We start from the raw sequence: 14,373 nt of genomic DNA on the forward strand, positions 1-14,373 counted from the left end.
ACAAAATGTAAAGGCAACCTTCGGGTTGCTTTTTTTTTGCATCATTTTTGTTCCTATATTTTCACAACTCTTTCTCCCATGAAGCAAATTTTTAAATACGCCAAGAACAACTATATCTTAGGAACTCTCTTTTTCCTTTTTTGGATGATTTTCATTGATTCGAATAATCTGGTGAATCAGTATCAACTCAGTAAGAAGCTAGGAGATCTGGAAGATCAGAAGGAGTATTACCAAGAAAGGAAGGAAATCATCACGGCTCAGAGAGAAGAATTACTTAGTAATCCTGAACTTCTTGAGAAGTTTGCACGTGAGCAATACTTGATGAAGAAGAAAACTGAGGATTTATATGTTATCGTCAAAAAGTAAATTAGCCTTCTTATCCCTTATTTTTTTTCTGGGGTTTAGCTTTGGCACTTTGGCACAAAGGGAGATCGATCTAGAGGAGAAACCTCCACTGAAAGATCGACTTTATTACGGAGGAAACTTTGGCATGCAGTTCGGTACAGTCACGCTGATAGATATTTCACCTTTGGTAGGAGTGATGATCACACCAAAGTTTTCTTCCGGGATAGGGGTCACCTATCAGTTTTTCGATGATCGAAGATATGTGGGAGGACAAACTTCCAGCTATGGTGGAAGAATTTTCTCCAGGTATAATGTACTTCCAAACATATTCTTACATGGGGAATTCGAAAGCATTAATTTTGATAATTACAATGTGATTTCAGATCAGTTCGAGAGAATTTGGTCGAATGCATTATTCCTGGGTGGGGGGTACTTTGCTCCATTTGGAAGAAATGGTGGTGCTAACTTCACCTTCCTGTATAATGTGCTTCATGACAATTTAAGATCGCCTTATGGCGAACCTTATGTGATCAGAGTGGGTTTCGTACTTTAGAACACCTAACCTATTTATGAACTCTTTCCTAAAAAAGCTTCAGGCAGCCCATCGCGATTGCAGCGATTGCCCATCTCCGAAGGCTGTACAAGAATTCTTTTCAGAACTTTTGGGTTTGCTTTTCCCTGAGTTCACCGTAAAAAGAATTGAAGATGCTGAGGGTATCGAAGAAGAACTGGAAAGGCTTAAAGAGGTATTTACTTCTCTCCTTGAAAGAAATCCACAATTATGCGATGGAAAGGGTGAGGAAATTTCTGAAGATTTTTTCAAGGGGCTTGAAGGTGTTTTTGACGCTATCAATAAAGACATTGATGCGATGTTTGAGGGTGATCCTGCAGCCAAAAGCAGAACTGAGATAGTCCGTAGCTATCCTGGATTCTTTGCGATAGCAGCATATCGTTTCGCACATTCAATCCATGAATTAGGGGTCAAACTAATCCCTCGAATTATTACAGAATTTGCTCATAGTAAGACAGGGATAGATATCCACCCTGGGGCAAGGATCGGCAATCATTTCTGTATTGATCACGGTACTGGAGTGGTTATTGGTGAAACCACAGTGATCGGAAATCACGTCAAAATCTACCAGGGCGTGACCCTCGGAGCATTGAGCGTGGACAAGGCAGATGCAGATAGCAAAAGACATCCAACCATTGAGGATGGAGTGGTAATCTACGCAGGAGCTACCATTTTGGGCGGTAAAACCATTATCGGAAAAGGAAGTACTATCGGGGGAAATGTGTGGCTCACCAAGTCAGTAGTTCCCGGTTCAAAGGTCTATTACCAAGCCCAAATGCATCACGCCGATTCATCCTCAACAGATTTATACATTTTTAAAAACGACTAGTATGAAGCTGTTTGAATTAATCGGGAACACTCCGTTGGTAGAACTTGAAGCTATCCCAACTAACCCCAAGGTTAGGATTCTATGTAAAATGGAGGGGCAAAACCCCGGAGGTAGCGTGAAAGATAGAGCAGCCTACAATATGCTCCAATCCGCCTTAGATAGAGGAGAGATTAAAAGGGGAGATAAGCTAGTGGAGGCTACCAGTGGAAATACCGGAATTGCCCTGGCCATGGTTGCAAAGGTCCTTGGACTGGATATGACACTGGTTATGCCAGACAACTCTACTCGGGAGCGAGTTCTTTCCATGGAAGCCTATGGGGCCAAAGTCATCTTGACTCCTGCTGCCAAAACCATTGAATATTCTCGTACCCTTGCAGAAGAAATGAACGAGAAGGAAGGTTACTACATGCTTAATCAGTTTGGAAACCCAGATAATTACCTCGCTCATTATAAAACTACCGGACCGGAAATTTGGAATGATACCGATGGAAAGGTTACCCATTTCGTTTCTGCTATGGGTACTACGGGTACCATTATGGGTGTTTCCCGCTATCTTAAGGAGAAAAATCCCAATATTCAAATAGTAGGAACTCAGCCGACCGATGGATCTAGAATTCCGGGAATCAGAAGGTGGTCGCCAGAATTTTTACCTAAAATTTTTGAAGCGGAAAGAGTGGATAGGGTGATCGATGTGTCCCAAGACCAAGCCACCCAAATGACTCGCCGCATGGCCAAGGAGGAGGGAATCCTAGCAGGTATGAGTAGTGGTGGAGCTTTGACAGCGGCTATCAAACTTTCCGAAGAACTCGAAGAAGGCCTGATTGTCTGTATCACCTGCGACCGTGGAGACCGGTATTTGAGTTCTGATCTATTTGCTTGATTCTGGAGTTTTAAACAAAAGCCTTCATTTTTGCCAAACCTGTGCTGGCGACCACATCGGCATCCATTTCCCAAAGACTTGGATTGAAAAGCTCTAGCGATAAAACCTTTGTACCACCCATAGCGCTTAATGTTTCCATGACTTCAGTAATCGGTGCCACTCCATCCCCCGGATAAACTCTGTGCTTATCTTCTAATTCTTCTCTTGGAATCTGAGTTCCGTAATCATTTAAGTGAAATACTTCTATAGCATTTCCATTGATCAACTTAAGTCCATCGAAGCCCGAACCACCACGGTATAAATGGTAAATATCAGGTAAAAGTCTGGCATCAGGATCATTTGCGGCTGCGGCTACCGCCAAAGCTTGGCTTAAGTGGTGAAAAGGTTCATAGGCTCCCCAAAATTCCAGCTGAGGCATGACTCCTGTTTTTCTCCCTAACTCCAATAACTCAGCGTATTTCTCCCCACCAAAAAATGGATCTACAGGTGCTTCTGCACCGATGGCGGGGGCAGCTACTCGTGTACAACCTATTTCAGCCAACATGTTCATCTCTCTCTCCATTTGCTCGAATCCCGCCTTGCTTGTTTCAGGATTCTGAGCCATCCATCGCGCAAAACCTATGGCACTAAATGCCTGAAGTTTATTGTCTTGTAGGGATTGTTTGACCTGCTGGAGAGTGCCGCCTCCTTCTAAAAAGCCCTCTAAATCTCTTATCCAAACTTCCACTCCATCGTAGCCCGCTTTTCCTGCGGTTTCTAAGGTTTTTAGCAGTCCTAAATTTTGCCCGGAAATGGTGCTGGTGTTTAGGGAAAAAAGAAAGTTGGTGGTTTTCTTTGGTTTGGCATGACTGATGTTAGTGGTCAATGGCATCACAGCTGCCCCTAATGCAAGAGATTTTAGAACTTTTCTACGATCGGTCATAGGATTGAATTTTTTTAGAGTTAAGTTTCATGTAGTCTGTCTCATCTTTCCAAAACCCTTTGGTTAAAATAGCTATGTATTCGGCTCAATGATAAAAATAGTTTTTTTTTCTGTTTCACTCATGCTTTTGGGATGGTCGGTTCGAGCCCAGGAACCTGAAGTCTCGGACTCATTTCTTGCATTGTATCAAAACCAACTTCCGTATTTTCAGGAATTGATCACTGGAGGGGAATATGCTTTTGCAAGCAATACTTACGGAGGAGAGCCTTACTACAAATCGCAACATTTTGATTTTGGTCTGTTATCCATAAACGGGATAGATTATGAGGAGGTCCCCTTACTGTATGATTCCTTCAATGATCACCTGATTACATTTCATCCTATCCATAAACAGAAAATTCTTTTTAAGCCCGAAAAGGTGGAAGCCTTTCGAATTTTTGAAAACGAAGAGTTTCAATATTTTGAAGGTAATTCGGATTACAATAAAGACAAGAATGGTTTTTACAGAGTGGTGGCTGGTGATGACTTAAAAGTTTTGACCAAGTACTTTAAGGAGCTTAAGCCATCTAAGGAAATCGAAAAAAATTTATTCGAGTTTCGAGAGTATGAAGATTATTTCCTGTGGTACAAGGATGATTTTGTAAAGGTCGAAAAATTGAAAACTGCAATTAAAGCATTAGGAATCAATAAAAAGGAAGTAAGAAAAGAACTGGACCTAAACAGTTATAAGTTTAACCAAGACATCCCTGGCTCACTCGCGAAATTGGTTGCTTTTCATTCGAAGAACAGTACTTCATTTAATGGCTTTGTAGAATGAGAAAGCTGTTTCTTCTTCTTTTTTTAAACTTTTTTGGATTTGCGGCTTTCGCCCAAAGCGGTGGTGAAAGGATATCCGGATTATTTGCCCAAATGAATTTTGAGCGATTCGCCAATACTGTAGAGAATCAGACCTCCTATGAATTCCACTTCAGGCAGAAGGATGTGGCAGATGTAAGGGTGAACCTTCAGCTGAGCGATGCATCACTACCGAACGCCCTGGATGAGATTTTTTCGGGGACTAACCTTAAGTACACCATTGACGGTGAATTGGGAGTTTGGATTTCTTCCGAATCCCGGATGCAGATGAATTTCAGCCCCCAGTTTTTTGAAATTAAGGAAAGATCAGATGACGAGACTTCTATAGTAGATTCGGTTGACCGTTTTGCAAGAAACAAGCTTTATACTATCGGGCGATCAACGGATGATCCTGAAAAATCCAGTGCGACCATAAGTGGGATTGTCACTAGTATTGAAAATGGGGAGCCCATGGAAGGAGCTATTGTTCTTGAGAGGGTGAATTACAACCAAATGGTTACAGGTCCCGATGGCTACTATGAACTTACCTTACCAAAAGGAAGGCATACTTTGGTGGTCCAAAATATTGGAGGTTTTCAGGAGCAAAGGCAAATAAACCTCCTTGGTGATGGAAAGCTGAATATGAGAATTGCTGAGACAGTCTTGTCTCTTGATGAAGTGGTGGTTAGTTCCGGAGCTTTATCCAATATTCAGAAACTTGATATGGGAGTTCAGGCCATTTCCATTGACGAAGTCAAAAGACTTCCTGCTGTACTTGGAGAGGTGGATTTGGTAAGAGGGATTCTTACTACTCCCGGGGTGAATACGGTTGGAGAAGCTAGCGTGGGCTTTAATGTAAGAGGTGGCGCTGCCGATCAAAATCTGATCTTGTATAACCAATCCACGGTTTTTAACCCAAGCCATGTTTTTGGGTTTTTCTCGGCATTTAATGCAGATCTTACATCTGGCGTAGAGCTTTACAAAGGTTCCATACCTGTGAACTATGGGGGTCGACTATCATCGGTACTCCAGATAGATGCTGATTTTGGGAATGAAGAAAAGTTTTCTGGGAGTGGAGGAATCGGTCTTTTGACTGGGAGGCTTAGTCTGGAAGGGCCGATTTCTGAGAATACCACATTCAAAATAGGAGGTAGAGCTACTTATTCTGATTGGGTTTTGAATCTTCTTGAAGATGAGACAGACTTAAACGGGAGTGATGTTTCTTTCTATGATCTGAATGCAAATATCCGTCATGAAATAGATGAAAAAAATATTCTGGAGTTCACAGGCTACTTGAGCCAGGACGACTTTAGTTTTGACCCAGATACCACTTTTAACTACAGGAACTTTAATGTGGCAGGTACCTGGAGACACTTCTTCAACGATCAGTTAGAGGGTAGTTTCACTTTTGGGTACGATAGCTATGAATTTGGGATTATTGGTATTGAAAACCCATTGAACTCTTTTGATTTCAGTTTTGAAGTCGAGCAGTTTCATTTGCGCTCTGATTTCGAATACAGAAAAAATGAGAACCACATTTTTAAGTTTGGGTTCCATGCCATTCAATACGACCTAGATCCAGGGACAATCCAACCCTTTGGACCTGAATCTATTTTGATTGAGCAGGATTTAGAAAGGGAAAGGGCCAGAGAATTCTCTATCTACTTTGGGGATGAATTTACTATCAACGAAGAACTCAGCATTAGCTATGGTGGCAGATACATGTTTTATAATATGTATGGGCAGCAAACTATTAATGAATATGTCCCGGGAGCCCCAATTACGGATAGCAACGTGATTGGCGAAAGAAGTTTCGGAAGTGGTGAATCTGTAAAGACTTATCATGGGCCTGAGTTTAGAGTTTCTGCCAGATACATTTTGGATAATCAGTCATCTTTAAAGGCTGGCTTTAATACAAATCGTCAAAACCTTCATCTCCTTACCAATACTTCGGCAATAGCGCCGACAGATTCATGGAAGCTTAGTGATACTTATATCAAACCTCAAACGGGAGGTCAGGCTTCTTTGGGTTATTATAGAAATTTAGCCAGAGGCCAAGTGGAATTTAGTGCGGAGGTTTATTATCGATACATGCGGAATTTGCTTGATTTTCGATCCGGGGCCACCTTGATCTTAAATGAAAATATTGAACAGGATGTGCTGAACTCAGATGGCAGGGCGTATGGCATTGAATTTTTGCTTAAGAAAAATGTGGGTGATTTGAGAGGCTCCCTGGCCTACACTTTTTCTCGTTCTTTCCTCAAAACCTCAGATGATCCAAGCATTGAAAAAGTCAACAATGGGGAGTTTTACCCAAGCAATTATGATCAGCCTCATAATGTTGTTTTGGCACTGAATTATGAACTCAGCAAAAGAATTAACACGACACTTAATACTAACTACAGCACCGGCCGGCCGGTAACCTTGCCAATTTCAAAGTTTGAGTATGCTGGGTCGGAGCGAGTATTTTTTTCAGAAAGAAATGCCTACAGAATTCCAGATTATTTCAGAATAGACTTCTCAGTGAACCTGGAAGGAAACCACAAGGTGAATAAGGTTGCGCACGCCTCATGGTCATTTGGTGTGTATAATCTTCTCGGACGAAGTAATCCATATTCGGTCTATTATACCCCTATTGAAGGTGAGATTAAAGGCTTCCAACTTTCGATTTTCGCAAGGCCTATTCCTTTCATCACTTATAATTTCAGGTTTTGATGAAGCATAAAGTCACCATATTTTCATTACTCCTACTTTTGATACTTGCTTGTCGTGAGCCTTTTGAGCCAGACATTGAACCTAGCGATCAGAATGTTTTGGTAGTGGAGGGTTATCTGGATTCTGATGGGAGTCCCAGTATTTTAAAGTTGAGTTTTACGTCCGAATTAGATGGACCAATCCAGGATAATTCTGGACTGCTGGGTGCATCGATTTTTCTAGAAAGTTCGAGTGGGAATCAGTTTCCCCTCACCGAGATTGGCCAGGGCGAGTATTTACACGAAACGGATATTCCTGAAGTTGACACTTATCGATTGAGGATATTTTTGAGAAACGGAAACTCTTATACCTCTGAGGAGCTAAGACCGATAATCACTCCTGATATAATTGATGCGGGTTTTGTGAAAAATGAAACAGGAGTGGAGATATTTATCACTACCCAAGGAGATGAAAACGCGGATAACTTCCTCTGGACTTATGAGGAGGCCTGGGCATTTCGACCAGCGATATCTAGTCCTTTCAAATATGATCCGGATGTTCAAGATGTAGTTATCAGGGGAGATGAAGAGCGAAATGACATTTGCTATAAAGTTTCTCCAAATTCTGACCTATTGTTAGAAACTTCTTCTCGATTTGAAGATCAGTTTGTCTTCAGACAGTCTATTTCTCAAATCGAACAAGGCGATGAAAAGCTATCGGTTAGGTACAGTATCCTGATTTCGCAGAAGGCACTTTCTGAGGAAGATTCTGAGTTTTGGGAGATTTTGAAAAAGAATACCGACGATCTTGGATCCATTTTCAGCCCTTTACCCTCTCTCATTGGAGGAAATATAAGCTTTGATCAGGATCCTTCAGCTCCCGTGATCGGTCAGGTTAGTCTTGGGAAAGTTAGGCAGAAGAGACTTTTTATCGATAACCGTGAAGTTATCCCTTGGGGCCTGGAGGAGATACCTGAATACGTGGGATGTTTTATTTCTCAGGACACGGTTTTCATAGAAAGTTACCCTACAAAGCTTCAGAGTGGAATTATTCTACCGGTTCGTCCGATTATTCCTGAAGGCGGTTTTAATCCGATTGGGTACCTAACAGCTCCTGTGAATTGTGTGGATTGCACACGCCGTGGCTCCAATGTTCCACCAGAATTTTGGGAGGATTGAAAATGAAGGGCATGAGATATTTCTTCCTATTCGTCACTTTTTTATATGCTTTGCAAAGCTCGGCTCAAAACCCTACGGAAAATTTGACTGCCGAAATTGTAGACTTTGATATTCCAAAGTCGATTTACATTTCAGGAGAAAGGCTTTGGGTGAGTATAGATATTTCATCTAAAAATGAGAAGGTGAAATCTCAAATTGGCTATGTGGAAATTTTGAATCGAAACAATCAATCCGTGGCTTTGGGTAAATTTCAGTTGACCGATGGCAAGACGATTAATTTCCTAAATCTCCCAAATGACATCCCTTCTGATCATTACCTTATCCGGGTATTCACCAGGATCAGCCCATATTTGGATTTTGAACTTGGACTGCGTCAAAAGCTAATCACTGTGGTCAATCCGAGAATTCCTCCTACGGTGAGCCCTGCTCCAGATAAAATGGAACAAGGAACAGAGGCAAGTGGAAATGAGACCATTTTAGCCCAAAGAAATCAAAATGAGCTTGAATTAGATTTGACCGGTGTTAATGGAGAAATAATTTCAGCATCAGTTTCTGTGGCAAACCCCTACCTGACTCATTATGATTTTTCATCATCGGATATTTATGAATCTCTGCCATCAAGAAATTTAGTCCCGGAGTTATTTGGTCATATCGTGGAAGGGTATGTAAATCCCAAAGCTATTGATACTACGCAGCTTTATTTTATCTCAGTTCATGGTGAAAAGTCGGCTCTTTTCACCGACAGGCCTGACAGGAATGGCTCACTTTATTTCGATACAGGTGGGATAAAAGAATGGGATTTCATTATCGCTCAAACCAATGGAAATGAGAGTTTGATTGATTTTAGTGTGGTTTCTCCTTCTCCACAAACCTCCTTTTCTGAGGATTTTATTTTCCCTGAATTTATTATTTCTCCTGATGATGAGGAATTTCTTAATGAGCTTTTAAAGTCTAGTCAGGTCGAGCAATATTTCGTCCAGGATTTTAGCAGTACAGCTAATCCAGTGGTCACTGGATTTGTTGAAGATAGAACGTATCTCCTTGATGATTATACCAGATTTGAAACGGTAGAAACTGTGGTTAAGGAATATGTTCCTGAGGTGAGTGTCAGAACACAGGATAAAAAGAAGGATTTCAGAGTAGTGGATAAAGTGAAAAACAGGGTTTTCGATTCAAATCCTTTGATGCTTGTGGACGCTATGCCGGTATTCGATTCAGACCGATTAGCCAGGTTCAATCCCTCACACTTTCAAAAATTGGAGATTCTAACCCGAAGTTTTTATTTAAATGAAGAAGCTTTTCCGGGAGTTATGAGTTTTACTTCGTATAAGAATAATTTTGGCAATTTCCCCATTCCTTCCAATGGCATTTACCTGGAATATCAGGGCTTATCGATGGAATTGGTCGACATATCCCAAATATTTACCCCCAATGAGGAAGACCGGGTTCCTGATTGGAGAGCTATTCTTTTTTGGTCAGAAATTATACCAGATTTGACTCCTCAAGAGCTAAAAATTCACTTTCCTTCAATTGATTTGCCTTGGGAAGTGAAAGTGATGTACAGGGATCAAAATGGAAAACTCGAGACAATCACTAGAAGGATATCATCCGCGGATTGAGGCTCACTGTTTCTTTCCAAGTTCTTGCTGCAAAAACGCCCCGAGCTTCTTCTTATAACTTTCTTCCGTTTCTTGACTAAAGTCTGGAGATAGCTCCTTTTTTTCGGGGAATGACTCCATGTGTAACGTTTGTGTCGGGAATGCGAAGCGAACTCCAAGGGTTTCCGCTAGCTTCATAATCTGGATCAGAAGTTCATGTCTGCTTTGAAGCTCCATTGGCCAGGTAGGCACTTCAAAAAACACATAAAACATGATATCCAGACTGTAAGACGAAAGATTATTAAAGTAAATGTTAAAGTAATCTTTGCGCGTATGCGGATGAGCCAAAACAATTTCTCTAAGCCCCTTAATGAACTCCTCCACTAGCTGAGGTGGTGTGTCATAAGTAATGGTTATCGTAGTATAAAATCTACGATATTGACGGAGGCCATGATTATCCACTGTGGCATCTGCGATTTTACCATTTGGGATGTACATCACAGAATTTCGGAAAGTCCTCACTCTGGTGGACCTGAAGCCCACCTCCTCCACTGTACCGTCCACATCACCCGAGGTAATCCAATCTCCAACCTGAAAAGGTCGGTCTACAAAGATCATAACCGATCCAAAGAAGTTTTTTATCGTATCCTGAGCCGCCAGGGCGATGGCCACACCACCAATCGAAAGACCCGTGAGGAAAGGAATGATATCCAAACTTAATCCATCACGAAGGATGAAGAGGGTACCGATTATCACGACGAATGCTTTGAGAGTTTTTCTCAAAAGAGGAACCAGCTGATCATCAAGTGTGGACTCAGTTTTCAGTGCAAGCTTGACAAAATAAGCGGCAACAACGTCCACTATTTTGTAAAAAATGATGGTGATCATCAGTGGTTTCAGAACCATGAAAATGATTACCAACCAGGACCAAACTTCTATCGGAAGCTGGAGTACCCGAATGAAAAGGGATAAGAGTAGAACAATGAAATAGATACTGGTGACTTTCGCTACAGGCAGTAGATACTTCTCCCCTTCATTTCCATACCCAAGTTTGCTAATGACATAAAGAAGCACCTTGTCCACTAGAAAGGTCAATACCCAATGAGTCAGAAACACAAAAAGGATCAAAATCCCCAGACCAATGATCTGCCATAGGTACAAACCAAAATATTTATCCGTGCCTATTTTTGGCAGCAGATTCAATAGTCGGGCAGTACCATACGGATAAGTTTCCCGGTGCATTCTCTCGATTTCGCCAACCGAAAAACTTGAAAACTTCCATTCTTCTCCTCTCTTGGATAGAAAAATTCCTGGGAGCTTTTGTCTATCGAAATAGAAAATAGGTTCATTTCCAGCCAGGCTGTCCAGGTAACCTGGCTCATTTGGAATCTGGCTCGTTCTCACAGCTACACCACGACCCTCAAAAATTTGCTTAAGCTTAACACTCAGGTCTTCCTTATCAGCATCTTCCATCCCTCTCCAATTCAATGCTTTGGCTGCTTCTTCGGGCTTGAAATTATTGTCTTCCAGATTAAAAAAGAAAGTCAGGGTAGTATGATAAGGAGTCGTAAGATTTACGTCATAATTGATTTCATCCAGAGCGTTATCGTCTGAAACTAGCTGCGCAAAGGAGCTTTGCCCTGCAAAAAAGCATAAAAATATAAGTGCGATAGTAAGAAATCTCATGAGTAGGTGATTTGCGGGCAAAGTTAGTCATAAGCCCATGCTTGGCAAAACTCAGTAAGCCAAAGCGTATTCAATAATCTGATTTCTGGCCCTACACCTGATGATGTATTGTCTACCTGAAGAATCAAAACCTACCTCCAGTTTACCACTACTTTCTAGTGGCAAAGTGGTAAGAAGGTTTCCATCAGCATCGTATAGATAGCTAAACTCCTGAATCAAATCTGTTACAGAGATTATTCTCCGGTTTGTTCCAAAATTGAAAAACTGAATTTCAAATTGCTCAGTAGATGTGCTTACCGTAAACATTTCATTTTCCTGAGAATCAAGGATCTTGATTTTATTAAATTCTTTTCCCACAATGAGAAAATCACTTTCGTCCTGGTCAGCGACTAGGAAAAACTCGCTATCTGCACCTTCCTTAACCAACTGATTTGTGTAGGTAATTTCTCCATTGAAATTGCTCTTCTTTATTTCTCCTCCAGTAGAGATATTCACAAGTTCCAGGATCTTGCTCGAAGGATTATTGAAAGCAATTACAGAGGATTTAAAGCTTGTTCCAAGATTTACCGGATTTGGTACTTGTCTTTCTCCTCGTCGGTTAAAGAAATGCAAAAGCCCCGGTTCAGTAAAGGCGATCATGTAATCACCTTGTCTAGGAACCCGTACGTGCCGGGCCACACCAATTGTTTTTGCACCTACGGGTTTTGGATTCCATCCATCGAGTCTTTGGCCAGTTTTGTCCAAAAGATAAAGCTGACCATCTTCTGTACTCACAAAATATCGGTAGGCCTTAGTGTTGTTATAATCAACTAAATTAAGCGTACTCAGGGTTTTTCCAGGGATGGTTATAGGATATCCGGATAAAGGATTCCCCAGCCGATCAATTCCATAAATTCTGTTTTGAGTAGCCACTAAGAGTTGTAGCTTTTGATTTTTATAATAATCAATCTGAAAAGCATCAGAAATCACGGGTCCATCTAGCTGAACCGAATAAACTTGATCACCTGCAGAGTTTAGAAGTATCAAATTATAATTATCATCCTGAACCACAATGTCTTCAGAACCATCCTGATAATTCGTGATCACTTGAGGCCCAAAAATCAAGTTATTGTCAAATATTACTCGATTGGTAGGTTCCAAAGCAATGGCTTCCTGAGTGGACTCAATTGGCGGAGCTTCCACTCCAGAAAAAGGAAAAGTGAGGCTCGCCGTCAAACGATCAGGATATTGGTTCAGCTTTAGGCTTATACCATAAAACTGCTGGAAGCTTGATCGGTATCTTTGAAAAAAGCTATTCCAATACGGTGAAGCCGCAGCAGTCCAAGCATCCCAGGATTTGCTACTAAGAATTGTTTTGGAAAAGCCTGAACTCGCCGTCAATGAATTCCTCATGGGATTCGGTTGGGTACTTTTTCCCCAAGTATCTCCATTGGCAATATCATCCAAAATGAGTTTCATGCTTTGTTGATTATTGCTGAAAATCAAAACATCATCAATCGCCGAAACCCAGGTTTGATTGAAGCCCTGAAACTTTCCATTGAACACATGTGCAATGAAATCTTGCTCATTGATTAGAATGATTTCCTGGTCTCGATAAAAGTCGGATACCACAGATCCGTCTTGATTTTGGTAGTTTTTTAAAAGCTCGATTACGGCATCTGTATTTGAGCTTCTGGCGATCAGCCCAAAATTCTCATTAATCGGACCGATTTTTTCTAAAGTCAGAAAATATAAATCTCCATAAAACGTGTCTAAGAACCCCTTGGAAAGAAGTTCTAATTCAATTTGGGCAGTAAGTGTTTCCCGCATGGTAAATGCTCTATTTACCAATTTTTGAGTTTCATAAATCCCTTCGAGGTTGATTTGGGTAACTGCTGAAGTACTGGATGGAATGACATCAAGAATTGCATTGATGTTCGCATTTATGGAAGGGGTAAAGTTCACTTCCTCTGGAAAATTTATGTTTCCGCTAAACCCTAATTCGTAAGGTTTAAGATTAAGGTCCAGAGCAAATCCTTGGCGGTACTGTTCGAACTTAGCAATAGTGGGGTCAGTGGTTTTTCCCTGAACTCCTTTCAGTAAGTTGGCGATACCGGTACTTGTGATCAGAATTCTCCCTTCTGATTCCTGATCAAGAATATCTTCTTGAAAAAATGATGCAAAATTAGGCAGGTTTGGATTTTCGTAAAATCTAATGGCCTCTTCGATCATAAACGAGGAGGAGGAAACCAGGACCAAATCACCTAAAAAGGCCACACTCCATTTCCTGTCATTATTGCCATCAAATAGCTCAAGGATTTCACGATCACTATATGTTCGACTTTGAAACCGCTCGCCATTCTTCAGCTTTCCTTTGATTAGGTCGATCATGTCTCTTGCCTTACCCTCCCTTAAGCTAAGCATATACATGAGGTCGAAATTTTCCTTTCCGACAGGGTGGAGGCTAATGGTTGTTTGCCTTCCTGCCAGTTCGCTAGCAACGATACCCTGTGAGCCAGTCAAGCTATCCAGAGCTGCTATTTGATCCGAAACTGTTTTGAATGCTGGGAAATTCTGGAGTAAGGGGTATGCCTTAGAATTCACTAATTGATTCCAAGTCTCAGCGGCATTGTAAGATTCGAGGGTAAAGATGGCATCTCTGGAAATCAACTCCAGGTTATTTACTTTTTTGGACGAAAAAAGCGTGCGGGATATCATCCATCCAGCCAATATTATCAATCCAATCAGAATGCTAATGGTGGTACTTTTCCAGATTTTCACATGATGAATTTTGAACGTACTTGATATAGCAAAAATAAGACCTAAGACCTCTTAGCAATGCTTCGAGGTCTTAGGT

At 41.2% G+C, this 14,373-nt stretch carries 11 protein-coding genes; 8 read left to right on the plus strand and 3 right to left on the minus strand.

Features of this window, described 5'->3' with window-relative positions:
- The first annotated feature begins 78 nt into the window (after positions 1 to 78).
- Genes QVH07_RS14835 through cysM form a run of 4 tightly spaced genes read left to right on the plus strand, consistent with a single transcriptional unit; the run spans position 79 to position 2,625 of the window.
- Complete coding sequence (locus QVH07_RS14835; RefSeq protein ID WP_290001818.1) at positions 79 to 366, plus strand: FtsB family cell division protein; 288 nt, start codon at positions 79 to 81, stop codon at positions 364 to 366.
- Positions 347 to 898 (plus strand): hypothetical protein, encoded by a 552-nt coding sequence (locus tag QVH07_RS14840; protein WP_290001820.1) that lies wholly within the window; start codon positions 347 to 349, stop codon positions 896 to 898. The genes QVH07_RS14835 and QVH07_RS14840 overlap by 20 nt, the downstream gene beginning before the upstream one ends.
- 16 nt (positions 899 to 914) lie before the next feature.
- Positions 915 to 1,745 carry a serine O-acetyltransferase gene (locus tag QVH07_RS14845; RefSeq protein ID WP_290001823.1) on the plus strand — a complete coding sequence of 277 codons (831 nt, stop codon included), beginning with the start codon at positions 915 to 917 and terminating at the stop codon, positions 1,743 to 1,745.
- Position 1,746: 1 nt separating this feature from the next.
- Positions 1,747 to 2,625: a cysteine synthase CysM gene (cysM, locus tag QVH07_RS14850; RefSeq protein WP_290001825.1), complete on the plus strand. Its 879-nt coding sequence runs from the start codon at positions 1,747 to 1,749 to the stop codon at positions 2,623 to 2,625.
- Between the two features lie 10 nt (positions 2,626 to 2,635).
- Here cysM and QVH07_RS14855 read toward each other — a convergent pair whose 3' ends face one another.
- On the minus strand, positions 2,636 to 3,547 hold the full coding sequence (locus QVH07_RS14855) for a sugar phosphate isomerase/epimerase family protein (protein WP_290001827.1): 912 nt from the start codon (positions 3,545 to 3,547) through the stop codon (positions 2,636 to 2,638).
- 88 nt (positions 3,548 to 3,635) lie between these two features.
- Here QVH07_RS14855 and QVH07_RS14860 point away from each other — a divergent pair, with 88 nt between their 5' ends.
- From QVH07_RS14860 to QVH07_RS14875, 4 genes are read left to right on the plus strand one after another with little or no spacing between them, the layout of a single operon-like run.
- Positions 3,636 to 4,364: a hypothetical protein gene (locus tag QVH07_RS14860; RefSeq protein WP_290001829.1), complete on the plus strand. Its 729-nt coding sequence runs from the start codon at positions 3,636 to 3,638 to the stop codon at positions 4,362 to 4,364.
- On the plus strand, positions 4,361 to 7,096 hold the full coding sequence (locus QVH07_RS14865; RefSeq protein WP_290001831.1) for a TonB-dependent receptor: 2,736 nt from the start codon (positions 4,361 to 4,363) through the stop codon (positions 7,094 to 7,096). The genes QVH07_RS14860 and QVH07_RS14865 overlap by 4 nt, the downstream gene beginning before the upstream one ends.
- Positions 7,096 to 8,253 carry a DUF4249 domain-containing protein gene (locus tag QVH07_RS14870; RefSeq protein WP_290001833.1) on the plus strand — a complete coding sequence of 386 codons (1,158 nt, stop codon included), beginning with the start codon at positions 7,096 to 7,098 and terminating at the stop codon, positions 8,251 to 8,253. The genes QVH07_RS14865 and QVH07_RS14870 overlap by 1 nt, the downstream gene beginning before the upstream one ends.
- Positions 8,254 to 8,264: 11 nt before the next feature.
- On the plus strand, positions 8,265 to 9,872 hold the full coding sequence (locus QVH07_RS14875; protein WP_290001835.1) for a hypothetical protein: 1,608 nt from the start codon (positions 8,265 to 8,267) through the stop codon (positions 9,870 to 9,872).
- Between the two features lie 3 nt (positions 9,873 to 9,875).
- On the opposite strand, the gene QVH07_RS14880 is transcribed toward QVH07_RS14875, so the two are convergent.
- Both QVH07_RS14880 and QVH07_RS14885 read right to left on the minus strand, forming a co-directional pair.
- The gene (locus QVH07_RS14880) at positions 9,876 to 11,537 is read right to left on the minus strand and encodes a mechanosensitive ion channel family protein (protein WP_290001837.1); all 1,662 of its coding nucleotides are present in this window, start codon (positions 11,535 to 11,537) and stop codon (positions 9,876 to 9,878) included.
- 51 nt (positions 11,538 to 11,588) lie between these two features.
- Positions 11,589 to 14,297, minus strand: coding sequence for a hypothetical protein (locus tag QVH07_RS14885; RefSeq protein ID WP_290001839.1), 2,709 nt, complete (start codon positions 14,295 to 14,297; stop codon positions 11,589 to 11,591).
- Positions 14,298 to 14,373: the final 76 nt, after the last annotated feature.

The sequence above is a fragment of the Algoriphagus sediminis genome, assembly GCF_030403435.1.
Lineage (GTDB): Bacteria > Bacteroidota > Bacteroidia > Cytophagales > Cyclobacteriaceae > Algoriphagus > Algoriphagus sediminis.